Below are 26698 nucleotides of genomic sequence, written 5' to 3'. Positions count from 1 at the left end.
GCGCCCAGCCCACCCCGTACCGCCCAGCCCACCGCGTGCGTGCGCGCACGAGAGGGTGGGGTCGGGGCGAGAGGGTGGGGTCGGCGACGAGCAGGGTGAGGCGGGATCAGCCGGCGGCGCGGCGGGCCTCCCAGCCCGAGCGGACCATCTCGTCCACCGTGTAGCGGTTCTGCCAGTCGAGGTCGCGGGCGGCGAGGTCGCCGGTCGCGACGATGCGGTCGGGATCGCCGGGCCGGCGCGGGCCGATCTCGGGCTCGAAGTCGATGCCGGTGCCGCGTGCCATGGCGTCCATGATCTGTCGCACCGACAGGCCGTTGCGCGAGCCGAGGTTGTACGCGGGCTCCACCGGCTCGCCGGCCTGCAGGCGCTGCGCGGCGACGACGTGCGCCGCCGCGATGTCGCCGACGTGCACGTAGTCGCGGACGTTGGTGCCGTCGGGGGTGTCGTAGTCGTCGCCGAAGATCTTGGGCGTGCGCCCTTCGATGAGGGCCTCGAACACCAGCGGGAAGAGGTTGTGCGGGCTCGTGTCGTAGACGCTCGGGTCGCTGGAGCCCACGACGTTGAAGTAGCGCAGCGACGTGTGCCGCAGCGGCGCGTCGGAGGACGCCGTGGCGACCGCCTGATCGCGCAGCAGCCACTCGCCGATGAGCTTGGACTCGCCGTAGGGGGAGGCGGGCCGCTTGGGGAGGTCCTCGGTCACGAGCTCGACGTCGGGGGTGCCGTAGACGGCCGCGCTGGACGAGAACACGAGGTGGGAGACGCCGGTCTCGGCCATCGCGGCCAGGACGACCCGCGTCCCTTCGACGTTCTGCTCGTAGGTGTGGAGAGGGCGCTGCACCGAGACGCCCGCGTACTTGTAGCCCGCCACGTGGATGACCCCGGCGACCCGGTGACTGCGGAGCGTCTCGACGAGGAGGGAGTGATCGAGGATCGATCCCCGCACGAACGGCACGCCCTCCGGGACGAACTCCGCGTGCCCGCTCGACAGGTCGTCGAGGACGACCGGCGACATGCCGGCGTCCGAGAGCGCGCGGACGATGTGGGCGCCGATGTACCCGGCGCCTCCGGTGACGAGCCAGCTCATGAATCCTCCTGCGGGATGGGGGTGGGTAGGGGGTGCGGTCCCCGGTAGGGGCCGCTGGACTGGCGGGTGACGAGCTCGATGCCGACCTTGCGCTCCCCGGGTTCGAGGTCGCGGCCCTGGATCTCGTCGATGATGAGCGACACGGCCAAGGATCCCGCATCCTCGAAGAACTGGTGCACGGTGGTCAGGGGCGGCCAGAAGTGCGCGGCCTCGTCCATGTCGTCGAACCCGACGACACTGACATCCTCGGGCACGCGGATGCCGCGCTCGTGGAGCGCGCGCAGGAGCCCCAGGGCCATCTGGTCGTTGGAGACGAACACCGCGGTCGCCTCGGGGATCTCGGCCAGCCGCAGCCCGGCGCGGTAGCCCGCCTCCGCGCTCCAGTCGCCCTGGAACGGCTCGGGGACGGGACGCCCCGCGGCGACGAGGGTGTCGCGCCAGGTCTCGGTGCGCTCGCGGGCGGAGTTGGACTCGGCTGGTCCGGCGACGTGCCACACCGTGGGATGCCCGAGGTCGAGCAGATGCTGCACGGCCAGGCGCGCCCCCGCGGTCTGGTCGCCGTTGATCGACGGCCGGTCGGGACGGGCGCCGGCTTCGACGATGATGCTCGGGATGCCGTCGGGGAACTCGAGCGCCGACTTGGAGATCAGGTGGGACTCGATGATGACGATGATGCCGTCGACGGCGTCCTGCCCGAGTCGCGACAGCGCGGAGGACACCTGTCCCTCGGTGGCGTCGTTCTCGGTCGCCGGCTGCACCTGGATCAGCTCCACGGCGTAGTCGCGGCGGGCCGCTTCGGCGACGATCCCCGAGATCGTGCGGATGTTCCCGAGGGTGCCGAGCGTGAACACCACGACGCCGATCGAGCCGAACGAGCCGCGCCGCAGGGCGCGCGCGGCGACGTTCGGCCGGTAGCCGAGCTCGCTCATGGCGGCCAGCACCTTGCGGCGGGTGGGCTCGGCCACGTTCGGCACGTTGTTCGCGACCCGCGACACCGTCTGCCCGGAGACACCGGCACGCTGCGCCACTTCGCGCAGGGAGACGGATCGGGGGTGCTCGTTGGCCAGGGACATCAGCCTCACTCTAGGCCTTCGGACGAATCGGGGTTGACAGATGTTGACGTGAACATGCTACTCTCGCCCCGACGATGTTGACGTAAACATCGACAGCGCCCGAACCCCCCGACGAAGAGGACTGAGACGAGGATGTCGACCATCGCTCCCGCGGTTCCCGCAGACACGGCTGCCGCCGGCCGCCGCCGCGGACGTCGCACCACCACGCGGCAATGGGCGGGCCTCGGCTTCGTGGCCCCGTTCCTGATCGTGTTCGCCCTCACGTTCCTCGCGCCCGTGGCGTACTCGATCTACCTCAGCCTCTTCCGCAACAAGCTCGTCGGCGGCAACTCGTTCGTCGGCGTGGAGAACTACCTGCAGGCCTTCACCGACCCGAAGTTCATCGAGGGGGCGCTGCGGGTCTCGCTCTTCCTCGCGGTGCAGGTGCCGATCATGCTGGCGCTGGCGCTCGTCGCGGCCCTCGCCATCGACTCCCGCCGCCTCGCGGGATCGTCCCTGTTCCGCATCGGCCTGTTCCTGCCCTATGCGGTGCCGGGCGTCGTCGCCGTGCTCATGTGGGGCTTCATGTACTCGGAGCGGATGGGGCTGGCGGGCAACGTCAACAACCTGCTCGGCTTCGACCTCATCACGCCCTTCACCCAGCAGTGGATCCTGGTCGCGATCGGCAACATCGTCACCTGGGAGTTCGTCGGCTACAACATGCTGATCTTCTACTCGGCGCTGCGCGCCATCCCGGGCGACATCTACGAGGCCGCCGCCCTCGACGGCGCCGGGCAGTTCCGGATCGTCTGGAGCATCAAGCTCCCGGCCCTGCGCGGCGCGATCGTCATCGCCACCATCTTCTCGATCATCGGCAGCTTCCAGCTCTTCAACGAGCCGAACATCCTGCGCCCCCTGGCGCCGAGCCTCATCACCACCTACTTCACCCCGAACATGTACGCCTACAACCTCAGCTTCTTCGGACAGCAGGTCAACTACGCCGCCACGGTCGCGATCATCATGGGCGTCGTCACGGCCGTGATCGCCTACGTCGTGCAGCTGCGCGGCAACCGGCAGGAGCTGCGATGACCGCCACGACCACCGTCTCGCGCCGCCGGGCGCGCGCCCTCGACCGCTCCCCGGGGCTGCTCGACCGTCCCCGCCGCTCGGTCGGCCTGACGATCGCGATGTCGCTCTTCCTCGTCTACTCGTTCCTGCCGCTGGCGTGGCTCGTCATCAGCTCGACGAAGACGCAGGAATCGCTCTACACGTCGTTCGGGCTGTGGTTCTCGGGTCCGTTCGCCTTCTTCGACAACGTCGTGGAGACGCTCACCTACAACGACGGCATCTTCGTCCGCTGGCTCGGCAACACCCTGCTCTACGTCGTCGCCGGCGCCGGCGGCGCGACGATCCTCGCCACCCTGGCCGGCTACGGCCTGGCCAAGTTCACCTTCCCCGGCAAGCGCGCGATCTTCGCGGTGGTGCTCGGTGCCATCGCCGTGCCGGGAACGGCGCTGGCGGTGCCCACATTCCTCATGTTCAGCCAGATGGGCCTCACGAACACCGTGTGGGCGATCATCATCCCGTCGCTGATCTCGCCGTTCGGCCTCTACCTGATCTGGGTGTACGCGGTCGACTCGGTGCCCACCGAGCTGCTCGAGGCGGCGCGCGTGGACGGCGCCGGCGAGCTGCGCACGTTCTTCACCATCTCGATCAAGCTCCTGGCCCCCGGGATCGTGACCGTCGCGATGTTCGCGATCGTGGCCACCTGGAACAACTACTTCCTGCCGTTGATCATGCTCAACGACCCCGCCCTGTTCCCGCTGACCATCGGTCTGCAGCAGTGGAACATGCAGGCGACCGGCGTCGGGTCCGACCCGATCTTCAACCTGGTGATCACCGGTGCACTTCTCACGATCGTCCCGATCGTGATCGCGTTCCTCCTGCTGCAGCGGTTCTGGCAGTCGGGGCTCAGCGCGGGAAGCGTCAAGCAGTAGGGGACTGCTGACCGTCGAACCATCCTCCCCAACGATCCGACTCCGAAGAAGCGGAAGGACACAGCAAATGAGAAAGCGCACTCTGGTCCGCGGCATCGCCACCGGCGCCGCCGCCCTCCTGATCGGTGCGGGCCTCGCGGCCTGCGCCGGCGACACCACCCCCGGCAACGACGCCGAGCCCGGCAGCGCCGACGCCATCGAGGCGGCGCTCGAGGAGGGCGGGGAGCTCACCTACTGGACGTGGACCCCCTCCGCCGAGGCCCAGGTCGAGGCGTTCCAGGACGCCTATCCCAACGTCGAGGTCACCGTGGTCAACACCGCGAGCGCCAACGACAACAACCTCAAGCTCCAGAACGCGATCGCCGCCGGGTCGGGCGCCCCCGACGTCGTGCAGGTCGAATACCAGTCGCTGCCGCAGTTCATCCTCTCCGACTCGCTCCTGGACCTCACCGACTACGGCTTCGGCGAGCTCGAGGACCTGTACACCCCCGGCCCGTGGGGCGCGGTCGCCCAGCAGGGCGGCATCTGGGGCCTCCCGCAGGACTCGGGCCCGATGGCGCTGTTCTACAACAAGCGCGTCTTCGACGAGTTCGGCCTCGAGGTCCCCACCACCTGGGACGAGTACATCGAGGCGGGCCGCGCCCTGCAGGCCGCCGACCCCGAGTACTTCATCACCAACGACTCCGGCACCGACGCCGGCTTCGGCACGTCGATGATCTGGCAGGCCGGCGGGCGTCCCTTCCAGGCGGACGGCGAGAACATCACCGTCGACCTCGCCGACGAGGGCACCCAGAAGTGGGCGAGCACGTGGGACACCCTCGTGCAGGAGGACCTCATGAGCCAGATCTCCGGCTGGACCGACGAGTGGTTCGCGGGCCTGGCCAGCGGCAAGATCGCGACGCTGCCGATCGGCGCGTGGATGCCGGGCGTGTTCGAGTCGGGCGCTGCCGACGGCGCCGGCGACTGGCGCGTCGCGCCGATGCCGACCTACGACGGCGGCGCGGCGGTCACGGCCGAGAACGGCGGCAGCTCGGAGGCGGTGACCAAGCAGTCGAAGAACCCCGCACTGGCGGCCGGCTTCCTCAAGTGGCTCAACTCGTCCGAGGACTCCATCGACGTGTTCCTCGAGAGCGGCGGGTTCCCGGCCACGGTCGCCGACCTCAACTCGGACGACTTCCTCAACTACGAGTCGGACTACTTCGGCGGTCAGAAGATCAACGAGGTGCTCGTCGAGGCGGCCAACTCGGTCAGCACCGGATGGCAGTACCTGCCCTGGCAGTCCTACGCCAACAGCATCTACGCCGACACCGTCGGACAGGCCTACCTGAACAAGACGTCCATCGCCGACGGCCTCGCCGCATGGCAGCAGCAGAACGTGACGTACGGCTCGGAGCAGGGCTTCACCGTCTCGGAGTGACCTCGTCCCCCGGGACGTCCCACGGGCGGCCGGATCCACGTCCGGATCCGGCCGCCCGCCTCTGCCCGCCTCCCTCGCCGCCGCCTCCGGCCCCTCTCTGGAGTACCCATGACCGCACCGATCTTCGAGATCGGCGACCGCGACTTCCTGCTCGACGGCTCTCCCCATCGCGTGATCTCCGGCGCCCTCCACTACTTCCGCATCCATCCGGACCAGTGGCGCGACCGCATCCGCTGGGGGCGGCGGATGGGTCTGAACACCATCGAGACCTACGTCGCGTGGAACGAGCACGCCCCCGAGGAGGGGACGTGGGACACGACCGGTCGCCTCGACCTCGCGCGGTTCCTGCAGACGGTCCACGAGGAGGGGATGCACGCGATCGTCCGCCCCGGCCCCTACATCTGCGCCGAGTTCGATGGGGGCGGCCTGCCGGCCTGGCTGTTCCGCGCCGCCGATGAGGCGCGACCGGTCGGCGTCCGCAGCCTCGAGCCGCAGTACATGGCGGCGGTGTCGGAGTACCTCCGGCGCGTGATGGAGATCGTCGTGCCGCTGCAGATCGATCGCGGAGGGCCGGTGATCCTGATGCAGGTGGAGAACGAGTACGGGGCCTACGGCGCCGACCACGACTATCTGCGCGCGCTCACCGACCTCTACCGTGCGTGCGGCGTGACGGTGCCGCTCACGACCGTCGACCAGCCGCACCCCGGCATGCTCGCGGCGGGCACGCTCCCCGAGCTGCTCACGACCGGCTCGTTCGGCTCACGCGTGCCGGAGCGCCTGGCGGCCCTGCGCGCGCAGCAGCCGAGCGGTCCGCTCATGTGCAGCGAGTTCTGGTGCGGCTGGTTCGACCACTGGGGCGCCCACCATCACGTGACCGACCCGGCGGCCTCCGCGCACGAGCTCGACGCGCTGCTCGCGGCGGGAGCATCGGTGAACATCTACATGCTGCACGGCGGCACGAACTTCGGGCTGACCAACGGCGCCAACGACAAGGGCGTCTACCAGCCGACCGTCACGAGCTACGACTACGACGCCCCGCTGGACGAGGCCGGGCGCCCGACCGAGAAGTTCTGGGCCTTCCGCGAGGTCATCTCCCGCTACGCGCCCGTGCCGCCGCTGGAGCGCACGGCGAGCACCGCTCTCGTCGTGCCCGAGCCTGCGCCGCTGCGTCCGATCGGCACCCTCGCCGAGGTCGCCCCGGCGGTGTGGACGACCCACGACGGGCTTCCCACGATGGACGCCGTCGGCATCTGGCGCGGCTTCGCGCGCTACCGGACCGCGCTCGCCGGCGCCGCCGGCCCGGCGGTCCTCTCGGTCGGAGAGGTGCGCGACCGCGCGTGGGTCCTCCTCGACGGGGCGCCCGTAGGCTCCCTCGCACGGGAAGCGCACGAGCGCACGCTGACCCTCCCCTCCGGACGGGGCCTGCTGGAGATCCTCGTCGAGGACGAGGGCCGCGTGAACTACGGCCCCCGCATCGGGGAGCCGAAGGGCCTGATCGGACCGGCGACGCTCGACGGCTCGCCGCTGAGCGCCTGGGAGGTGTCCGCCGTCGCGCTCGACGCGGTCCCCGCCGCGGAACCGGCGGGCGGCGACGGTGCCCTCGGCGCTCCGGGCGTGGGCGCGACGGTCTGGCAGGCGACGTTCGCCCTCGACGGGCCCGCCGACCTCTCCCTCTCGACCGCGGGGCTCGGCAAGGGACTCGTGTGGATCGGCGACACCTGCCTCGGCCGCTACTGGCGCAAGGGCCCCCAGGCCTCCCTGTACATCCCCGCTCCGCTCACCCGCGCGGGGGCCAATACGCTGACGGTGCTGGAACTGGAAGCGCTCGACATCGACGCGCTCCGGTTCCTCGACGACCTCGCCCTCGGACACACGGAGCACTGACATGACCAGCCCCGCGATCGGGACCGTCGACGCAGGCCCCGGCATCACGCTCGACCGGCGCCTGTTCGGCGGCTTCGTCGAGCACCTCGGCCGGCACATCTACGACGGGATCCACGAGCCCGGCCACCCGTCGGCCGATGCCGACGGGTTCCGCACCGATGTCGTGGAGCTCGTCCGGGAGCTCGGCGTCTCGACGATCCGCTACCCGGGCGGCAACTTCGTCTCGGGCTACCGCTGGGAGGACGGCGTCGGGCCGCGCGAGGAGCGTCCGCGGCGGCTCGACCTCGCCTGGCACGTGACCGAGACCAACGAGGTGGGACTCCACGAGTTCGCCGCGTGGCTGGAGAAGGTCGGCTCCGACCTCATGCTCGCCGTGAACCTCGGGACGCGCGGCACGGCGGAGGCGCTGGACCTCCTCGAGTACGCGAACGCCGAGGTCGACACCGCGCACACCCGGGCCCGCGCGGCCAACGGCCGCACCGAGCCGTTCGGGGTGCGCATGTGGTGCCTCGGGAACGAGATGGACGGCTGGTGGCAGGTGGGCGCCCGGAGCGCCACGGACTACGGCAAGCTCGCGGCCCGCACCGCCAAGGCGATGCGCCGGTTCGATCCGGACCTCGAGCTGGTCGTGTGCGGCTCGTCGTCGCGCACCATGCCGACCTTCGGCGCGTGGGAGCGCGAGGTGCTCGCCCACACGTTCGACGACGTGGACTTCATCTCCTGCCATGCGTACTACGAGCCGATCGGCGACGATGCGCAGGAGTTCCTGGCCTCGGCCGTCGACATGCACCTCTTCATCGAGGAGGTGGTGCGCATCGCCGACGAGGTCGCGGCCGAGAGGTCCAGCGACAAGCGCATCATGATCTCGTTCGACGAGTGGAACGTGTGGTACCAGTCGCGGTGGAACGCGATCGAGGGCTCGCAGCCGCGCGACGAGTGGCCGGTCGCCCCGCGCCTGCTCGAGGACGTGTACACCGTGCGCGACGCCGTGGTCGTCGGCGACCTCCTCATCACGCTCCTGCAGCACGCGGACCGCGTGAGGTCGGCGTCGCTGGCGCAGCTGGTCAACGTCATCGGCCCGATCATGACCGAGCCGGGCGGCCCCGCCTGGCGGCAGACGACGTTCTTCCCGTTCGCCCTGACGTCCCGCCTTGCGGGGGAGCAGGTGCGGCGGATCGCGGTCGAATCCGCCACGTTCGAGAGCACGCGGTTCGGCGTGGTGCCGACCGTCAACGCCGTCGCGACCGTCGACGATGCCGGGATCAGTGTGTTCGTCGCCCACCGTTCGACGACCGACGCCACCGAGGTGCGCCTCGATCTGTCCGCTGCGGTGGGTGGGCGTGCTCTCACCGTGACCGAGGCCCATCTCCTGCACGACGACGACGCCGACGCGGCCAACACCCTCGGCGACCCGGGCCGCGTCGCGCCCCGCGCGCTCGACGGCGTGAGGGTCGAGGACGGCGTCCTCGTGCTGCCGCTTCCCGCCGTGTCGTGGGCCGCCGTGCGTCTGAGCTGACCCGGCGGGACCTTCGGGTGCCGGCCGCGTGGCGTGGCGTAGGCGTGGCGTGGCGAAAGCAGGCTGAAGCGTCCCGCGAGCGGCGGTCAGCCGTGGCCAGCCCCGGATGGCCCTGCTTTTGCCACCACCACCGTCCCTGACCGCCGTCCCTGACCGGGCCCGGGGCCGGGGTCAGGCGTCGCCGAGGGCTTCGCTGACGACGGCGCGCGCCTCGGCCTGCACCTCGACGAGGTGCTCGGGGCCGCGCAGCGACTCGGCGTAGAGCTTGTAGACGTCTTCGGTGCCCGACGGGCGGGCGGCGAACCACGCGTGCTCGGTCTGCACCTTCAGGCCGCCGATCGCCGCGCCGTTGCCGGGTGCGTGCGACAGCTTTGCCGTGATCGGCTCGCCGGCCAGCGTCGTCGCCGACACCGACTGGGGGGCGAGCTTGCCGAGCGCCGCCTTCTGCGCGGGCGTGGCGGGTGCATCGACGCGCTGATACGCCGAGGCGCCGTACTCCGCCTCGAGCTCCGCGTACCGCTGCGACGGGGTCTTGCCGGTGACGGCGAGGATCTCCGACGCCAGCAGGCACAGCAGGATGCCGTCCTTGTCGGTCGTCCACACCTCCCCGTCGGTCCGCAGGAACGACGCGCCGGCCGACTCCTCACCCCCGAAGGCGACCGAGCCGTCGAGCAGGCCGGGCACGAACCACTTGAAGCCGACGGGCACCTCGACGAGCCGGCGTCCGAGCGCGGCGACGACCTTGTCGATGATCATCGACGACACGAGCGTCTTGCCGACGGCGGCGTCGGCGCGCCACCCCGGGCGGTGCGAGTAGAGGTAGTCGATCGCGACGGCGAGGTAGTGGTTCGGGTTCATGAGCCCCGCGTCGGGCGTCACGATGCCGTGCCGGTCGGCGTCCGCGTCGTTGCCGGTGAGGATGTCGTACTCGTGACGGCGCGCGACCAGCGACGCCATCGCCGAGGGCGACGAGGGGTCCATCCGGATCTTCTCGTCCCAGTCGAGCGTCATGAACCGCCAGGTGGGATCGACCTCGGGGTTCACGACCGTGAGGTCGAGCCCGTAGCGCTCGGCGATCAGGGCCCAGTACTCGACCGAGGCGCCGCCCAGCGGATCGGCGCCGATGCGCACCCCGGCGCGGCGGATCGCCTCGACGTCGATGATGTTCGCGAGATCGCCGACGTAGCCCTCGCGGAAGTCGTAGGAGCCCACGTGGCCGGCGGCGATGTCGGCGAAGCGCACGCGCTGCACGCCGCTCAGGCCCTCTGCGATGAGGGCGTTGGCCCGGTCGGCGATCCAGCCGGTGGCATCGGTGTCGGCGGGACCGCCGTGCGGCGGGTTGTACTTGAAGCCGCCGTCGCGCGGCGGGTTGTGCGACGGGGTCACCACGATGCCGTCCGCGAGGCCCGCCTGGGCCGCATCCGATCCCTGGGCCGCATCCGATCCCTGGGCCGCATCCGATCCCTGGGCCTCTCGGAGGGCGCGGTTGTAGGTGAGGATGGCGTGGCTGAGCGCCGGCGTCGGCACCCACGAGTCGCGGGAGTCCACGCGCACGTCGACGCCGTTCGCCACGAGCACCTCGATCGCGGTGCGCTCGGCCGGGCGGGAGAGCCCGTGGGTGTCGCGTCCGAGGAAGAGAGGGCCGGTGATGCCCTGTGCGGCGCGGTACTCCACGATCGCCTGCGTGGTGGCGAGGATGTGGTCCTCGTTGAAGCTCGTCGACAGCGACGAGCCGCGGTGACCGCTCGTGCCGAAGGCGACCCGCTGCTCGGGCACCCCGGCATCCGGCTTTCGGTCGTAGTACGCGGCGATCAGATCGTCGATGTCGATGAGGTCGGATGCTTCGGCGGGCTGTCCTGCGCGGCTCATGGGTCCAGTCTGCCCTCCCGGCGACGGGGATGCATCGGTCTTGACAGACTCCGTGGCGTCCGGCGCGCGTCCACAACTCCGGAAGACCGCCCGTCGACGGGACGGGATGAGGCCCCGAGGCCCCGGACGCGTGCGGGATTCCGGAGTTACGAACGGCCGAGGTCGATCGCGCGCGTGGCCACCTCGTCGAGCACGGCGCGCAGCGCGGGGGAGTCCGCCTGGGTGCGGCGATGCACGGTGCTGACCGCACGGACCGACGCCGGTCCCTCGGTGGGGATCGCGACGAGGTCGTCGCCGAGATCGCCGCGGCCGAGACGGGGGACGAGGGCGACCGCGAGGCCGGCCCGGGCGAGCTCGAGGTGGTTCTGGAACTCCATCGACTCGTGGACGATGCGGGGAGCACCGCTCACCCCGTCGAAGAGGCGTCGCAGCCACTGGCGGCAGATGGTCGAGTCGAACGTGGCCACCCACGGTTCGTCGGCGAGGTCCTCCGGGCGGAGCGACGTGCGGTCGGCGAGGCGATGGGTCCGGGGGAGGATGACGTCCGCGACATCGGTGAACAGCGGCGTCTCGATCAGATGGTCGGGCATCGCGAGGGCCACTCCGCCCCAGCGGTGCACGACGCCCAGGTCGCGCTGGCCGGACGCGACGAGGGCGATCGTCTCCCACGGCTCGCTCTCGCGCAGCGGCAGCCGGAGGGCGGGATGCCGATCGCCGAGCGCGGAGAGCACCGGAAGCAGGAGGCCCCGGACCACCGTCGAGAAGGCGGCGATCCGGATCTCCCCGACGAGCGCGTCGGGCGCCTCGGCGAGCGACTGGATGTCGGCGCGGATGCGCTCGATGTCGGCGAGCACCGGCGTCGAGGCGACGACCAGACGCGTGGCGGCGTCGGTCAGGACGACCCCGCGGCCGGCGCGTTCGAGCAGCACCACGCCGGTCTCCCGCTCGAGGCGCTTCACCTGCTGCGACACGGCGGACGGCGTGAAGCCGAGCATGGCGGCGGCGCGGGCGACGCTGCCCTCGGTCGCGATGGTGCGGAGGGAGACGACGGCATCCAGATCCATCATGTAGCGATGCTACCGAATTCGACGCGAAAACAATCGCTTGTGCTTCACCTCCAACAGCGGTCGGATGGAGGCCATGAGCCGACGCGACATGGTCCTCGCCGCCCTGGTGGCCTCCCTCTGGGGGGTGAACTTCGTGGTGATCGCGTGGGGCATGACCGGCATCCCCCCGCTCCTGTTCGTGACGATCCGGTTCGGCGTCGTCGCGCTCTTCGCCGTGGTCGTCCCGCGCCCGGCCACCGGATGGCGTGTCGTGGTCGGGGTCGGCATCTTCATGAGCCTGGGCCAGTTCGGTCTCCTCTACACGTCCATGGCACTCGGCCTGCAGCCCGGGCTCGCCGCGCTGCTGCTGCAGGCGCAGGTGGTCTTCACGATCGCGATCGCCGCAGGGGTGCTGCGGGAGCGTCCCACGGCGGCGCAGATCGTGGGCGTCCTGCTCGGCTGCGCCGGACTCGCGATCGTCGCGCTCGGACGCGGGGGAGACGCGCCGGCGATCGCGGTCGTGCTCGCGCTCGCGGCCGCCCTGTCGTGGGGCGTCGGGAACGTGATCGCCCGCCGCGCCGGCGACGTCCGGGGTCCTGGACGCGGTGGAGCGCTGTCGCTGACGGTGTGGTCGGCGCTCGTGGTGCCCGTCCCCGCGTTCGCGCTGTCGCTCGCGGTCGAGGGGTCCGCGGCGGTCGGCGCCGGCCTGGCATCGTTCGGGTGGGCGGCGGCCCTGTCCACTCTGTACACCGCGATCCTCTGCACGGTGATCGGCTACGCGATCTTCAACGGGCTCCTCGCCCGGAACCCACCGGCAGCCGTCGTCCCCTGGGTGCTCCTCGCTCCCGTCGTGGCGATGATCTCGGCGGCGCTCCTCCTCGGGCAGATCCCGAACGCGGCCGAGACGATCGGCGGCGCGATCCTCGTCGTCGGTGTGCTCGTCACCGGCATCCGCCGTGGCATCCGGGTGCGGGAGGTCGCCGCCGCCGGACCGGCGTGACTCCCTCGACACCCGCCGAGCGGGCCGCAACCACCCGGGATCCGCGCCGCCGCCGGCCGGATCGAAGCAGTTGTGCGCATCGGCGTCGCGCCGAGTCCAGCGCACTAGGCTTGCCCCCGTGACCGTCGACCCCGCCCCGCGCCGCACCTACAGCTATCTCGGGCCGGCCGGCACCTTCACCGAGGCGGCCCTCGGACAGGTCGCCGAGGCGCGGGACCAGGTCTGGCGCCCGGTGCGCAACGTCGGCGAGGCGCTGACGGACGTCGTCGAGGGCCGCTCGGACGCGGCGATGATCGCGATCGAGAACTCGATCGACGGCGGCGTGTCCACCGCGCAGGACGCCCTGGCCACCATGCCGGGACTGCGCATCGTGGGCGAATACCTCGTGCCGGTCAACTTCGTGCTCGTCGGGCGTCCCGGCACCCGGCTGGAGGACGTGTCGCTCGTCGCCGCGCATCCCGTCGCCTATGCGCAGTGCCTGCAGTGGCTGTCGACCCACCTTCCGGAGCACGCCCACCTCCCCGCCGCGAGCAACGTCGCATCGGCGGTCGGCATCGTCGACGGCGACAGCGCCGCGCAGGCCGCGATCGCCCCTCCCGGCATCCTGGAGCACTACGACCTGGAGCTGCTGGCGTCCGACATCGGCGACAACCGCAACGCCGTCACCCGCTTCGTGCTGGTGAGCCGCACCGTAGCCCCGCCCGCCCCGACCGGCGCCGACAAGACGTCGCTCATCGCCGAGCTGCCGGACGACCATCCGGGAGCCCTGCTGGAGCTCCTCGAGCAGTTCTCCACCCGGGGCATCAACCTGTCGCTCATCGAGTCGCGCCCGATCGGCGATGCGCTCGGACGCTACCGCTTCGTCATCGACGCCGACGGCCACATCGAGGACGAGCGGATGGCGGATGCGCTGCTGGGCCTGCGCCGCTTCAGCCCGAAGGTGATCTACCTCGGGTCGTACCCCCGCGCCGACCGCGCCATCGTGCACTACCCCGACCGCTACTCCGACGACGTGTTCGTCGAGGCGCGGGACTGGCTGCGCGCTCTCATCTCCGGTGAGCCCGAGGCCTGAGGCGGGGGCCTGGGCCCGCGCCGTCAGGCTGCGAGCAGCTCGAGGGTCTCGGCGCGTCCGGCCGCGGCGTCCATCGGCTCGCCGTCGTAGGCGGCGGCCACCGGCGACACCATGACCTCGTCGACGCCGTGCTGCGCGGCGAACGCGGCCACCCGGGCGCGGACGTCGTCGCCCGCGCCGACGAACCAGCGGCTGCGGAGGGTGTCGAGCATCGCCGACGCCAGGTGGTCCTCCGCCTCGGCGGCGGCCGCCTGCTCGACGGTCTCGAGCGCGACGAGCGGTCGTCCGCCGCGCAGTCGCGCCATCATCCGCGCCTGGGGCAGCATGCGCTCCTGCGCCAGCTCGTCGGATGCGGCGGCGACCACGTTGGCGGTCACGAAGGTCCGCGGCGCGTCCAGGTGCTCGCTCGGGGTGAACTGCGACCGGTACAGGTCGAGCGCGCGCTCGAGGCCCTCTCCGGAGAAGTGGTTGGCGAAGACGTACGGCAGGCCGAAGGCCGCGGCGAGCCCGGCGGAGTAGTCACTGGAGCCCAGCAGCCACACCTCGGGCGACGTGGTCGCCGACGGCGTGGCGTGCACCGCGTACGGCTCGCCCGATCCGCCCGGCCGGCTCACGAGCCGGACGCTCGCGCCCTCGGGGGAGACGAGCCCCAGGATGTCGCGGATGTGCTCGGGGAAGCGGTCGACATCGCTCGTGGTGCCCGTCATCCGCAGCAGCTGCGTGATCACGGGATCGCTTCCGGGGGCGCGCCCGATGCCCAGGTCGACGCGTCCCGGCGCGATGGCCTCGAGGGCGGCGAACTGCTCCGCCACGACGAGCGGGGCGTGGTTGGGGAGCATGACGCCGCCGCTGCCGACGCGGATCCGCGTCGTGCGCGCCGCAGCCGCGGCGGCCAGCACCGGCGGCGTGGTCGAGGCGACCGCCGGCATGTTGTGGTGCTCGGCGAACCAGTACCGCCGGTAGCCGAGTTCGTCGGCCCGGCGCACGAGGTCGAGCGACGCCGTCACCGCCTGGGAGCTGGTCTGACCGGTGCGGACGGGTACCAGGTCGAGGACGGACAGGGCGGGAGGCGGGGGAGTGCTCATCACCACCGACAACGCCGGGCGGCCGGTGGTCATTCCTCCTCGGCGTGGCGGGGACGGCCGGTCAGCTCGTCCACGCGGCGTACAGCGTCGCGACGGCCTCCTCCGGGGGCACGAACGAGCCGGGCGCGGCGGGGCTCGGAACCCCGCGGACGGCATCCGTCAGCGGGGCGATGAGCTCGCCCGGCCCGGTGGCGCGCAGGAGCGCCACGGTGTCGATGTCCTGTGCGACCAGGGCGGCGAAGATGAGCGGCACGCGCTCCTTCCACGGCGCCGGCGTCCGCTCCTCGAGCCGCTTCGCCAAGCGGGCGACCCGGCGCAGGTGCGCGAACGACGCCGCATCGAGCGCGAGCGCCTTGCGCGCGTCGCGCCCGGCGTCGGCGAGATCGGCGGCGGTGCGGATGCCGATCTCGGCGAGCCTGTCGCGATGGGTCGCGAGGGGCTCGATCTCCCACACGTCGACCGGTGCGTCCGGGTGCAGGAGCGCCCAGCGCGCGTCGCGCAGCGAATACAGCTCGGGATCCTTGGGCGCCCACTCGACGTAGGTCTTCCGGAGGAAGGCGACGGCGAGAAGATCGTCGACGGGCTGCCCGCGCATGGCCGCGCGGCAGGCGAGCCGGTAGCTCATCCCGGGGTCGCCGGATGCCGCCGCGGTGTCGTACCAGCCCTGAGTGGGCGGCAGCAGGTGCGCGACGTGCGCGCGGTAGGAGGGGTTGTCGTGGAGTCGTCGCAGGACGATGGCGGTCCGGCCGTGCATCGCCCCGAGGAACGAGGACACCGAGGACGGGTCGGCATTCGCGGTGTTGTCGGACCGGAGACGTGCGACCAGGTCCACCAGCTGGCCGAGCACGCGGGCGTGCGCCGCGGCCGTCGCAGGGGGCGTGTCGGCGGACGTGGTCGGGTCCGCCATTGCCAGCGCGATGCGGTTGCACAGCGCGGTCGCCCACAGCAGGAGCGTCCGGGCGAGCAGGTGACCGGGGGCGGGGTAGTCGGCCTCTGCCGCGGCTCCGCCGGGAGTGCCGGTCGGTGACCAATCCGAGGCGAACGGGAACGGCCCGCGGTCGCCCGAGAGCGGGGCGACGAGGTTCGCCTCGCGTTCGAGTGCACGCAGGTACCTGTCGGTGGCGGCGATGTCCTCGGGGTCGGCGTAGAGCAGGTTGTCCCGCTGCCGTCGAGCGAGCGCGTTCGCCGGATCGATCTCCACGGCACGTGTCAGGAGGGGGAGACCGGCTGCGCCGCTCGCGGAGGTCGCGGCGAAGGCCAGCCCGACGCTGCGCCAGTTGGTCGCGCCGTAGAGCCCGCGCATGTCGGAGTAGTGCGCCGCCAGTGTCGTTGCCACCACCGCCGCCTGCAGCCGCTGCATCAGATCGGCGGGGGCGTCTGCGACGCCGTCGAGCACGGCGGAGGAGCGGATCGTCGCCGCCCCCACCGGGCGGCCGTTCCAGCGGATGTCCACCAGCGAGGTCGTGTCGTCGATCTCCGTCACGCCCACATGCCACGGCGACACGTTGACGACGAAGTCCGCGACGCCCGTGAGGAACGAGACCAGCGCGTTGTCGGACACCTTCGCGGTGGCGTCGGTGAGCTGGCTGAGGTCGCTCGACCCGGAGTCGACGCTGCCCGGGCCGCCCGCCCCGAGCTCCACCGTGAGTGCGGCGACCTGCGCCGACCGGACCGCCGACGGGTTCCCCTCTTTGTCGACGGCGGCCACGACGACCCGCGGCCTGCCGCCGAACCAGTGCACGGTGCGCCACGTGGCGAAGGCGGCGACGAGGCCGCCCGCGACGGCGACCGGCCACTGCGCCGGGTTACCGGCGAGGAACCCCCACGCCCCCACCAGCACGAGCGAGCCGGCGAGGAGGAGCGGCAGCGGCCACCACGATCCCGGGAAGGTGAACGGCGCCGAGCGGCGCCACCGTGGCGGCAGCGACGGCCAGGGGACCACGAAGACGAGCAGGCGGGCGAAGACGATCAGGGCGGCCGTGAGCCCGAGCGCCCAGGCGAGGAGCGTGCCGAGCGGCGTCAGCCAGGACTTCAGCGTCGCGTTCCACGCGTCCACCGCGCCGACGGGTGGGGTCGGCTCGTCGGGCTTCGGAGCCGTCAGCAGGGCCTCGTCCCTCTGCGCCTCGCATGCGACGGCGCGGGTGGCGTCGCCCGCGATCCCGGCGCCGGCCTCGAGGCGCGCGATCGCCGGCGCACGGTAGCGGTCGATGAGGGTGATCGCCGCTTCGGGATCGCCGTCCTCCACGAAGGCAGCGGCCGCGTCGCAGACGGTGGCCGGCGGGCTCTCGCCGTTTGACGCGGGCTCGGCTGCGGCGCACCCGCCCAGCAATGCTCCCGCGGCGACCGTGAATGCCATCGAGACGGCGAAGATCCCCCAGCGACGCATCGGATTCCCCTTCCCGCGCCTTGCCGGGCACAGTACTGCGGCCTCGCCCGCCCGACAAGAGGCCTGCAAGCACTTGCGCGATCCTGCAAGCACTTGCGTAGGATGACGCGCATGTCGAAGCGTCTCGCGGAGGTCGCCCGCAAGGTCGGGGTGAGCGAAGCCACGGTCAGCCGCGTGCTCAACGACAAGCCGGGCGTCTCGGAGGCGACGCGCCAGGCCGTGCTGACCGCGCTCGACGTGCTCGGCTACGAGCGGCCGACCAAGCTGCGCGGCGAGCGCGCCCGTCTCGTGGGCCTCGTGCTCCCCGAGCTGACGAATCCGATCTTCCCCGCGCTCGCCGAGATCGTCGGCGGAGGGCTCACGCAGAACGGCTACACGCCGCTGCTGTGCACGCAGAACGCCGGCGGGATCACCGAGTCCGACTACGTCGACCTCCTGCTCCAGCAGCAGGTGTCGGGGGTCATCTTCCTCGGCGGCAACTACAGCCAGACCGACGCCGCGCACGAGCACTACGAGCGCCTGCGCCGGGTGAAGCTGCCGACGGTGTTCGTCAACGCCCGCATCGACGCGCTGCCGTTCGCCACCGTCTCGACCGACGACGCGGCCGCCGCCGAGCAGGCCGTCATCCACCTCCACCAGCTCGGGCATCGGCGGATCGGCCTGCTCCTCGGCCCCGCCGATCACGTGCCGTCCCAGCGCAAGCTCGCTGCCGCGCGGCGGGTGCTCGACCGGCTGGGCGCCCCGCTGCCGGACGATCTGCTGGTCCGCGGGCTGTACTCGCTCGAGTCCGGACAGGCGGGCGCCACCCGGCTGATGGCCGCCGGCGCGACGGCGATCGTGTGCGCGAGCGACCTGCTCGCGCTGGGGGCGGTCCGCGCCGCGCGGCGCAGCGGCCGGTCGGTGCCGGCGGACCTGTCGGTCGTCGGCTTCGACGACTCGGCGCTGATGAGCTGCACCGAGCCGCCGCTGACGACGGTCCGCCAGCCGATCGAGTCGATGGGCCGCACGGTCATCGAGCTCCTGCTCGCGCAGATCCAGGGCGGCGCCGAGGCCGGCGACGAGCTCCTCTTCGAGCCCGAGCTCGTCCTGCGCGCGTCGACCGCGCCGCTCTCCGCCTGACACCGCCCGCACCCCGCCGGCCGGGGCCATGTCCCACATTCGGTCGGTTCCTGCGCCCCTGAGCAGCGGAAAGTGGGACATCAGCCGCCGAAAGTGGGACAACCCGGCGGAGGGGGCGGCTTGCGCGATCTTGCGGGCACTTGCGTAATCATGAAATTGCAATCATCACGCAGGTTCTTGCAATAGATGATCGATATGGCTACATTCGGTGTCGCGCCGGAGCCACACCCGGCGGGAACGACGAGGAGCACCGTGGACACCGAGGTCCAGACCCGCGCCGCCGCGCCGGCGGCACCGCAGACCGACCCCACGTGGTGGCGGCACGCCGTGATCTACCAGGTCTACGTGCGGAGCTTCGCCGACGGGAACGGCGACGGGACCGGGGACCTCGCCGGCGTCCGTGCCCGCCTGCCGTACCTGAAGGCCCTCGGCGTCGACGCCATCTGGTTCAACCCCTGGTACCCGAGCCCCCTCGCCGACGGCGGCTACGACGTCGCCGACTACCGCGACATCCACGCCCCCTTCGGCACGCTGGCCGAGGCGGAGGCGCTCGTGCAGGAGGCGCTGGCCCTCGGCATCCGCACGATCATCGACATCGTCCCCAACCACGTGAGCGATCAGCACCCGTGGTTCCAGGCGGCGCTGGCCGCCGGGCCCGGCAGTCCCGAACGTGAGCGGTTCTGGTTCCATCCGGGCCGCGGCGAGGACGGGTCGGAGATGCCCACCCACTGGGTCTCGAGCTTCCAGGGATCCACCTGGACCCGCACCGTGAACCCCGACGGCACTCCCGGCGAGTGGTACCTCCACCTGTTCACCCCCGAGCAGCCCGACCTCAACTGGAACCACCCCGACGTGCGGCGCGAGCACGAGGACATCCTCCGCTTCTGGTTCGACCGGGGCGTGGCCGGCGTGCGCATCGACTCGGCCGCCCTGCCCGTGAAGGACCCCGCCCTTCCCGAGCTCCCCGCCGCTCCCGCACCGGGCGCCCATCCCCACCTGGACCGCGACGAGCTCCACGACATCTACCGCGGTTGGCGTGCCGTCGCCGACGAGTACGACGGCACGCGGATCCTCGTGGGTGAGGTCTGGCTGGAGGATGCGGAGCGGTTCGCGCGCTACCTCCGCCCCGACGAGATGCACACCGCCTTCAACTTCGACTTCATGTCGCAGCCGTGGAGCGCGGAGCCCATGCGCCGCTCCATCGCGCGCACCCTCGCCGAGCACGCGCCGGTCGGTGCTCCCGCCACCTGGGTGCTGTCGAACCACGACGTCACCCGTCCGGTCACGCGGTACGGCCGCGAGGACTCCGGGTTCGCGTTCGACCGCAAGCGCTTCGGCGTTCCCACCGACCTCGCCGTCGGCACCCGGCGCGCCCGTGCTGCGGCGCTGCTGGTGGCCGCCCTCCCCGGCACGATGTACGTCTACCAGGGCGACGAGCTGGGCCTGCCCGAGGTCGAGCTGCCCCGGGAGGTCATCGAGGACCCGATGCACTTCCGCTCCGGCGGGGTCGATCCGGGGCGGGACGGATGCCGCGTGCCGCTGCCGTGGGCGGGCGCCGCCGCGCCGTTCGGCTTCGGGGCGGGCGGCAGCTGGCTGCCGCAGCCGGCGGACTGGTCGGCCTACACGGTCGCCGCCGAGGAGGCCGACCCCGGCTCGATGCTCAGCCTGTATCGCGATGCCCTCGCGTTCCGCCGCCAGTCCGCGGACCTGCGCACCGGCGCGCTCGCGTGGCTCGACGTCGGCCCCGACGCGCTCGGATTCCGCCGTGGCGACCGGCTGGCGTCGATCACCAACCTCGGCTCCGAGCCGATCAGCCTCCCCCCGCACCGCGGGGTGGTCCTCTGCAGCGCGCCCCTCGAGGAGGGTGCGCTGCCTCCTGACACCACGGTCTGGCTCGACCTCTGAGCCCGGCCGCTCCTCGGACCTCCGCACCACACAGCACGAAAGGAAGAAGACAATGAAGTCACCAGGACGCGTCCTGATCGCCGGCCTCGCCGCCGCGGCGACCATCGGCGCCCTCGCCGGATGCTCGGCCGGCACCGGCGAGGAGACGGCCGGCGGAAAGCTCGAACTGCGGGTGGCCACCTTCCCGCCCGGCGCCGACGCCGCCGCGTACGAGGCCTTCGCCGCCCAGGAGAAGCAGTTCGAGGACGAGCACCCCGACATCGACATCATCGGGGTGGAGTACGAGTGGGAGGGCCCGACCTTCGCCGTGCAGCTGGCCGGCGGCAGCCTGCCCGACGTGTTCACCGTCCCGTTCACCGACTCGAAGACGCTGCTCGAGAACGGGCAGCTGATGGATGTCACCGACGAGATCGACGAGCTCGGCTACACCGACAGCTTCAACCCGATCATCCTCGACGGCGTGACCGACGGCGACGGCCGGATCTACGGCTTCCCGCGCCAGGCCTACGCCATGGGCCTGCACTACAACCGCGATCTCTTCGAGCAGGCCGGGCTCGACCCCGATGCTCCGCCGACCACGTGGGACGAAGTGCGCGAGTACGCGAAGCAGATCGCCGACAAGACCGGCAAGGCCGGGTACGCGCAGATGGCGATCAACAACACCGGCGGATGGCAGCTGACCGCGCAGACCGTCGCCCGCGGCGGGCGCACGCAGGTCGACAACGCCGACGGCACGGCGCAGTCGACGATCGACAACGAGGGCACGAAGGCGACCCTGGAGTTCCTGCACGCCCTCCGGTTCGAGGACGACTCGTTCGGTGCCAAGGTCGACCTCGACTGGGGGACCATCAACCAGGAGTTCGCCGCGGGCAACATCGGCATGTACACCTCGGGCTCCGACGTCTACACCGCGCTCGTCCGCGACTTCGGCCTGAAGCCCGAGTCGTACGGCCTGACCGTCGTGCCGACCGAGGGCGCCGAGCCCGGCACGCTCGGCGGCGGCGACATCGCGGTGGTGAGCCCCACCGTCGACGACGCGACCAAGGCCGCCGCGGTCACCTGGATCGACTGGTACTACATGCAGAAGCTGCTCGACAAGGACGCCGCCATCCTCGACGCGAAGACCCTCAACGAATCGGGACAGGCGGTGGGCACCCCGGTGCTGCCCGTGCTGAGCCGCGAGCTGTACGAGGAGTCGCTCGGCTGGATCGAGCCGTACATCAACGTGCCGCGCGACCAGATGACGCCGTTCATCGACTCGATCTGGGACCAGACGCCGGTCGGCGAGCCGAAGAAGCAGACCCAGGAGGTCTACGCCCTGCTCGACGCGGTGGTGCAGACCGTGCTCACCGACGAGAACGCCGACATCGACGCGCTGCTCGCGCAGGCCCAGGCCGACGCGCAGGCCAAGCTCGACGGCTGAGCCCCCCCGGGGCGTTTCGTCTCGTCGCTTCGCTCCTCTGCGTTTCGTCTCGTCGCTGCGCTCCTCTGCGTTTCGTCTCGTCGCTTCGCTCCTCGCTCAACGGCCGGTGTGTGACGCCGGTCGTTGAGCGAGCGGAGCGAGACGAAACGCACAGGCGAAACGCCCCCCTTCCACCGCAAAGGCCACTCATGACCACGACAGTCCCGGAGCGCCGCGTGACGGCATCCGCCCCGCCCCCCGCCCCCGCGCGCCGTCGCGCCCGCCGCACGCCCCTCACGTGGCTGCGCGGCGGCGGGCTCACGAACCTGCTGTTCGTGCTCCCGATGCTGTTCGTGTTCTTCTTCTTCTCGTGGTCGCCGATCGTCCAGTCGGTGATCATGAGCCTGCAGAAGACGAACCTGATCGTCTCCGAGTGGGTCGGGTTCGACAACTACGCCACCGTGCTGAGCGATCCCGAACTCGGCCGCGCCGTGGTCAACACCCTGTACTTCGCCGTGCTCGCGCTCGTGCTCGGCTTCCCGCTGCCGCTGCTGATGGCCGTGCTCATGAGCGAGGTGAAGCGCGGCAAGGGCCTGTACTCGGCGCTCGCGTACCTGCCGGTCGTGATCCCTCCGGTCGTGGCCGTGCTGCTGTGGAAGTTCTTCTACGACGCGTCGCCGAACGGCGTGTTCAACACGGTCCTCGGGTGGGTCGGCATCCCGCCCCAGCCGTGGCTGTCCTCGGCCGCGCAGGCGATGCCCTCGCTCGTGCTCGAGGCGACGTGGGCTGCCGCGGGAGGCTCGATCATCATCTATCTCGCCGCTCTCCTGAGCGTCCCGCCCGAGCTCTACGACGCCGCCGAGGTGGACGGCGCCGGGATCTGGCGGAAGATCTGGCACGTCACCCTGCCGCAGCTGCGCGGCATCCTCTTCATCATGCTGATCCTGCAGGTGATCGCGACCGCGCAGGTGTTCCTCGAGCCGTTCCTGTTCACCGGCGGCGGGCCGGCAGGGGCCACCAAGACCGTCCTGCTCTACATCTACGACAAGGCGTTCCGCAACAGCCTCGGCGGCGACTACGGCGAGGCGACCGCGGTGTCGGTGCTGCTGGCGATCGTGCTGGCGATCCTGTCCTGGCTCTACTTCCGACTCACCAACCGCTGGAGCACCTCATGAAGGTCGACGACCTCGCCGAACGCTCGATCATCTCGGCCTCCGAGCGCCGGCGGCCCGGCACGCGGCTGGGCATGCGGCTCGTCCACGTGTTCCTGTTCGCGACGCTCGTCGTCGCCGGGCTCGGGCCGATCCTGTGGCTCATGAAGGCCGCGATCACCCCCTCGCAGGACACGATCACCGCCCCGTTCGCCCTCTGGCCGAACGGCGTGGACTGGGAGAACCTGTCCACGGCCTGGACCGACATCCACATCGACCAGTTCTTCTTCAACACGATCGTCATCGCCGTCGGTGCCTGGTTCACGCAGCTGTTGGTCGCGACGACCGCCGGGTACGCGCTGTCGGTGCTGCGGCCGAAGTACGCGCCGATTCTGGGCGGCCTCGTGCTGGCGACGCTGTTCATCCCGGGGATCGTGCTGCTCGTGCCCCTGTACCTGACGATCGTGCGGCCGCCGCTGCTGGAGGTCTCGCTCCTCAACAACTACCTCGCCGTGTGGCTGCCCATGGCGGCGAACGCGTTCAACATCCTGCTCGTGAAGCGCTTCTTCGACTCCCTCCCGCGGGAGGTCTTCGAGGCGGCCAAGACCGACGGCGCGGGCGCGTTCCGGCTGTTCTGGTCGATCGTGCTGCCGATGTCCAAGCCCATCCTCGGGGTCGTGTCGGTGTTCGCCATCATCGCCGCCTGGAAGGACTACCTCTGGCCCAAGCTGGTGCTGCCCGACCCGGCCGTCCAGCCGCTGTCGGTGCGCCTGCCGGACGTCGCCAGCCAGACCGAGCTCGACGTGTTCCTGGCGGCGCTCGCCATCGCGACGCTCATCCCGATCGCGATGTTCCTGCTGTTCCAGTCGGTGTTCCTGCGCTCCGCGGGGCTCGGCGGCGCGGTCAAGGGCTGACCCGGTTCGCAACTCCGGAAGATCGGCCGCGTCGACCGGGAGCGGGCCGCGGAATCGTGCGGGCGCCCGCTCCCGGTCGGCGCAGATCTCCGGAGTTGTGAACGCCGCGGCCGCCGGACCCGCCGACGCGGGACCCGCCGGACCCGCCGACGCCGAACCCGCCGCCGCCGGACCCGCCGTCAGCGCGCGCGCTTGACGTGCTCGTAGGCGTCGAGCGCCTCCCGCCGCGACGCCGCGAGGTCCACCAGCGGCTCGCGCTCGGCGCTGTCGGGCGCCCACTGCGCGATGTACAGCCCCTGCGGATCGAACTTCTCGGCCTGGCGCTCGGGGTTGAAGATGCGGAAGTAGGGCGAGGCGTCGGCGCCCGACCCGGCGACCCACTGCCAGTTGAACGGGTTGTTCGCGCCGTCGGCGTCGACGAGCGTGTCCCAGAACCACTCCTCGCCCCGCTGCCAGTGGATGGCCAGGTTCTTCGTCAGATACGACGCGACGACCATCCGCACCCGGTTGTGCATGTACCCGGTCGCCCACAGCTCGCGCATGCCGGCGTCCACGAGCGGCACACCGGTCTCGCCCCGCTGCCAGGCGCGCAGGTGCGAGGGCTTGAGCCGCGGCCAGGGGAACGCGTCGAACGCGGAGCGCCAGTTGCGGGTGGCGAGGTCGGGGAAGTGGAAGAGGGTGTGCCAGGCGAACTCGCGCCACCCGAGCTCGGAGAGGAAGCGGTGAGCCGATGCCGCGTGGGCGCCGGTGCCCGCCGCCTCGACCGTGTCGTGCCACACGGTGTAGGGGCTGATCTCGCCCCACCGCAGTCGCGGAGAGAGCAGCGACGTGGCACCGGCGGCGGGCTCGTCGCGGGCGCGGTCGTAGTCGCCGAGGTCGTCGGCGAGGAACGTCCGCAGCCGCTGCCGTGCGGCCCGCTCGCCCGGCTCCCACGCCTCGCGCAGGCCGCCGGCCCAGTCCGGCCGGGTGGGGAGCAGCTCCCAGTCGGCGAGGTCGTCACCCGGTGCTTCCGCCCCCTCGATCGTCCGTGGCTCGGGAAGCGGTGCGCGCGGCGGCGGCTGCTCCTGGCATGCACGCCAGAAAGGTGTGAACACGGCGTAGGGCGTGCCGGAGCCGGTGCGGATCGTCCACGGCTCGAAGAGCAGACTCGCTGCGAAGGATCCGACCTCCCGGCCCTCCTCGCGCAGCCGCGCCTTCAGCGAGGTGTCGATCTCCCGCTCGGGACCGCCGTACCGCCGGTTCCAGAACACCGCGTCGGCGCCGATCTCGTCGGCGACGGCCGGCACCACCTGCGACGCCGGGCCGCGCCGCAGCACGAGCGACCCGCCGCGCTCGGCGAGGCGTGCCGCGAGCTCGGTCAGGCTGTGGTGCAGCCACCAGCGCGCGGCCCCGCCGAGGGGACGGATGCCGGGCGACTCCTCGTCGAGGACGTACAGCACCGCCACCGGCTCATCGCGGTCGACGGCGGCCCGCAGCGCCGGGTTGTCGGCGAGCCGGAGGTCGTCGCGGAGCCACACGAGCGAGGTCACGGCAGGCCCCTCAGATCCCCGACACCGTGTGTCCGCGGGGCACGGCGACGGTGAGGCCGCCCGCCTCCACCCGCGCAGTCACGTGCGTCGCCTCGCCGAACTCGTCGCCGTCGAGCTGCACCGGCTGGGCGGCGACGGTGGCGAGGTCGATGCCGGCGCCGCGGCTGAACCGCACGGCGTTGTCCTTCGTGCGCAGCGACAGGATCTGCCGGCCCGCGCGGAACCGGCGCAGGAAGCTGTTGTCCCAGGCGACCCGGCGCCAGACGAGCAGCCAGCCGAAGGCGCTCTTGGGCTGGAAGATCGCGATGTCGAGGTCGCCGTCGGTGACGGAGGCCTCGGGGATCAGCTCGAGACCGGCGGGCAGTGAGCCGCAGTTGGCGAACACGACGCTCTGCACGTTGGCGCGGTGCACCTTGTGTCCGGGCACCTGGTAGATGACGGGGAACGGCTTGGCGCCGATGAGCGAGCGCGCGGCGCCGTCGACGTACGCGACCCACCCGACCTTCTTCTTGAGGTCGCCTCGGGTGTTCGCGATCATCGCGGCGTCCAGTCCCATGCCGCCCATGACGACGAACGCGCGCTTCTCGCTGTCCCCGCCCTGACGCGCGAGCGTCGCGATCCCCACATCGATCGCGACGCGATCGCCGTCGAACGCGGCGGCGATCATGGCGTCGGCGTCGTCGAGGGGGAGGCGGAGGTTGCGCGCCAGGAGGTTGCCGGTCCCGCTCGGGAGGATCGCGAGGGGCACGTCCGAGCCGGTCATCGCCTCGCTGACGGCCCGTACCGTGCCGTCACCGCCGGCCACGAGGACGACGTCGACCCCTTCATCCAGCGCCTGCCGCGTGACGTCGTCGCCCAGGTCGTCGACGGTCGTCTCGTAGAAGAGGGGCTCCGACCAGCCGGCGTCCTTCGCGCGCGCCGCGACCTGCGCGCGCAGCTCGTCGCCGTCGACCTTGGTCGGGTTGTAGACCAGTGCGGCCTTCGGGCTCGGTCGGCCGTCGGTGTCGGGGAGCGGCTCGGTGCGCCCCTCTTCGTCGACCCGGCGTGCCTCGCCCGTCTCTCCGTCGGTGGTGTCGGGGGAGACGTCCTCCGGCTCCCGGATCACGCCGTCGGGCGCGGCGGCCTCCTCGGGATCCTTCGCGTCGTCGGATCCGTGGGCCTTGCCGGGGTCGGTCGCCATGCGTACAGAGTATTGCGCTGTCGCGCTGATGGGCCGCTCGACCGTGCGGGCTTGCGCGCGCGTCAGCGTGCCGCTAGCTCGCGACCCGCA

At 71.6% G+C, this 26698-nt stretch carries 20 protein-coding genes; 12 read left to right on the top strand and 8 right to left on the bottom strand.

Going from position 1 to position 26698, the window contains the following annotated elements; genetic code table 11:
• Positions 1-106 precede the first annotated feature (106 nt).
• Both galE and ACPWUT_RS13295 read right to left on the bottom strand, forming a co-directional pair.
• Positions 107-1084 carry a UDP-glucose 4-epimerase GalE gene (gene galE, locus ACPWUT_RS13300; protein ID WP_284529120.1) on the bottom strand — a complete coding sequence of 326 codons (978 nt, stop codon included), beginning with the start codon at positions 1082-1084 and terminating at the stop codon, positions 107-109.
• A complete protein-coding gene (locus ACPWUT_RS13295; RefSeq protein WP_425838430.1) occupies positions 1081-2157 on the bottom strand; it encodes a LacI family DNA-binding transcriptional regulator in 1077 nt (358 codons plus the stop codon). The genes galE and ACPWUT_RS13295 overlap by 4 nt, the downstream gene beginning before the upstream one ends.
• 132 nt (positions 2158-2289) lie before the next feature.
• Between ACPWUT_RS13295 and ACPWUT_RS13290 the strand changes: the two genes are divergently transcribed.
• The 5 genes from ACPWUT_RS13290 (at position 2290) to ACPWUT_RS13270 (ending at position 8950) form a co-directional block, all read left to right on the top strand.
• Entirely contained in the window at positions 2290-3225 is a 936-nt protein-coding gene (locus ACPWUT_RS13290; RefSeq protein ID WP_425838427.1) for a carbohydrate ABC transporter permease, read from the top strand.
• Positions 3222-4133, top strand: a complete 912-nt coding sequence (locus ACPWUT_RS13285; protein WP_425838424.1) for a carbohydrate ABC transporter permease — start codon at positions 3222-3224, stop codon at positions 4131-4133. Before ACPWUT_RS13290 ends, ACPWUT_RS13285 begins: the two co-directional genes overlap by 4 nt.
• A gap of 67 nt (positions 4134-4200) precedes the next feature.
• Positions 4201-5550 carry an ABC transporter substrate-binding protein gene (locus ACPWUT_RS13280; RefSeq protein ID WP_284529125.1) on the top strand — a complete coding sequence of 450 codons (1350 nt, stop codon included), beginning with the start codon at positions 4201-4203 and terminating at the stop codon, positions 5548-5550.
• 108 nt (positions 5551-5658) lie between these two features.
• Positions 5659-7434 (top strand): glycoside hydrolase family 35 protein, encoded by a 1776-nt coding sequence (locus tag ACPWUT_RS13275; RefSeq protein ID WP_425838420.1) that lies wholly within the window; start codon positions 5659-5661, stop codon positions 7432-7434.
• Between the two features lies 1 nt (position 7435).
• Positions 7436-8950 carry an alpha-N-arabinofuranosidase gene (locus ACPWUT_RS13270; RefSeq protein WP_425838417.1) on the top strand — a complete coding sequence of 505 codons (1515 nt, stop codon included), beginning with the start codon at positions 7436-7438 and terminating at the stop codon, positions 8948-8950.
• Positions 8951-9121: 171 nt separating this feature from the next.
• Here ACPWUT_RS13270 and pgm read toward each other — a convergent pair whose 3' ends face one another.
• The gene (gene pgm / locus ACPWUT_RS13265; RefSeq protein ID WP_425838414.1) at positions 9122-10819 is read right to left on the bottom strand and encodes a phosphoglucomutase (alpha-D-glucose-1,6-bisphosphate-dependent); all 1698 of its coding nucleotides are present in this window, start codon (positions 10817-10819) and stop codon (positions 9122-9124) included.
• 146 nt (positions 10820-10965) lie between these two features.
• Positions 10966-11886: a LysR family transcriptional regulator gene (locus tag ACPWUT_RS13260; RefSeq protein ID WP_284529131.1), complete on the bottom strand. Its 921-nt coding sequence runs from the start codon at positions 11884-11886 to the stop codon at positions 10966-10968.
• A 73-nt stretch (positions 11887-11959) separates the two neighbouring features.
• Here ACPWUT_RS13260 and ACPWUT_RS13255 point away from each other — a divergent pair, with 73 nt between their 5' ends.
• Positions 11960-12865, top strand: coding sequence for an EamA family transporter (locus tag ACPWUT_RS13255; protein WP_425838410.1), 906 nt, complete (start codon positions 11960-11962; stop codon positions 12863-12865).
• 118 nt (positions 12866-12983) lie between these two features.
• Positions 12984-13937, top strand: a complete 954-nt coding sequence (pheA, locus tag ACPWUT_RS13250; protein ID WP_425838407.1) for a prephenate dehydratase — start codon at positions 12984-12986, stop codon at positions 13935-13937.
• 23 nt (positions 13938-13960) lie between these two features.
• Here the strand turns inward: pheA and ACPWUT_RS13245 are convergent, their stop codons facing one another.
• Together ACPWUT_RS13245 and ACPWUT_RS13240 are read right to left on the bottom strand one after the other, a co-directional pair.
• Entirely contained in the window at positions 13961-15022 is a 1062-nt protein-coding gene (locus tag ACPWUT_RS13245) for an LLM class flavin-dependent oxidoreductase (protein WP_284529180.1), read from the bottom strand.
• 61 nt (positions 15023-15083) lie between these two features.
• Positions 15084-17408: a hypothetical protein gene (locus tag ACPWUT_RS13240; protein ID WP_425838404.1), complete on the bottom strand. Its 2325-nt coding sequence runs from the start codon at positions 17406-17408 to the stop codon at positions 15084-15086.
• Between the two features lie 111 nt (positions 17409-17519).
• Here ACPWUT_RS13240 and ACPWUT_RS13235 point away from each other — a divergent pair, with 111 nt between their 5' ends.
• The 5 genes from ACPWUT_RS13235 (at position 17520) to ACPWUT_RS13215 (ending at position 23899) form a co-directional block, all read left to right on the top strand.
• On the top strand, positions 17520-18527 hold the full coding sequence (locus tag ACPWUT_RS13235; protein ID WP_284529136.1) for a LacI family DNA-binding transcriptional regulator: 1008 nt from the start codon (positions 17520-17522) through the stop codon (positions 18525-18527).
• A gap of 252 nt (positions 18528-18779) precedes the next feature.
• On the top strand, positions 18780-20432 hold the full coding sequence (locus ACPWUT_RS13230; RefSeq protein ID WP_425838401.1) for an alpha-amylase family glycosyl hydrolase: 1653 nt from the start codon (positions 18780-18782) through the stop codon (positions 20430-20432).
• A gap of 52 nt (positions 20433-20484) precedes the next feature.
• Positions 20485-21855 (top strand): ABC transporter substrate-binding protein, encoded by a 1371-nt coding sequence (locus ACPWUT_RS13225; RefSeq protein ID WP_284529138.1) that lies wholly within the window; start codon positions 20485-20487, stop codon positions 21853-21855.
• Between the two features lie 188 nt (positions 21856-22043).
• Entirely contained in the window at positions 22044-23009 is a 966-nt protein-coding gene (locus tag ACPWUT_RS13220) for a carbohydrate ABC transporter permease (RefSeq protein WP_284529139.1), read from the top strand.
• A complete protein-coding gene (locus ACPWUT_RS13215; protein WP_425838396.1) occupies positions 23006-23899 on the top strand; it encodes a carbohydrate ABC transporter permease in 894 nt (297 codons plus the stop codon). The genes ACPWUT_RS13220 and ACPWUT_RS13215 overlap by 4 nt, the downstream gene beginning before the upstream one ends.
• A gap of 179 nt (positions 23900-24078) precedes the next feature.
• On the opposite strand, the gene ACPWUT_RS13210 is transcribed toward ACPWUT_RS13215, so the two are convergent.
• Both ACPWUT_RS13210 and ACPWUT_RS13205 read right to left on the bottom strand, forming a co-directional pair.
• Positions 24079-25428, bottom strand: a complete 1350-nt coding sequence (locus tag ACPWUT_RS13210; RefSeq protein WP_425838393.1) for a cryptochrome/photolyase family protein — start codon at positions 25426-25428, stop codon at positions 24079-24081.
• A gap of 10 nt (positions 25429-25438) precedes the next feature.
• Positions 25439-26608, bottom strand: a complete 1170-nt coding sequence (locus ACPWUT_RS13205) for a diacylglycerol/lipid kinase family protein (RefSeq protein WP_425838390.1) — start codon at positions 26606-26608, stop codon at positions 25439-25441.
• Positions 26609-26698 lie beyond the last annotated feature (90 nt).

It is taken from the genome of Microbacterium sp. PA5, from assembly GCF_049860775.1.
Lineage (GTDB): Bacteria > Actinomycetota > Actinomycetes > Actinomycetales > Microbacteriaceae > Microbacterium.
This window is presented reverse-complemented; position numbering and strand designations above follow the sequence as displayed.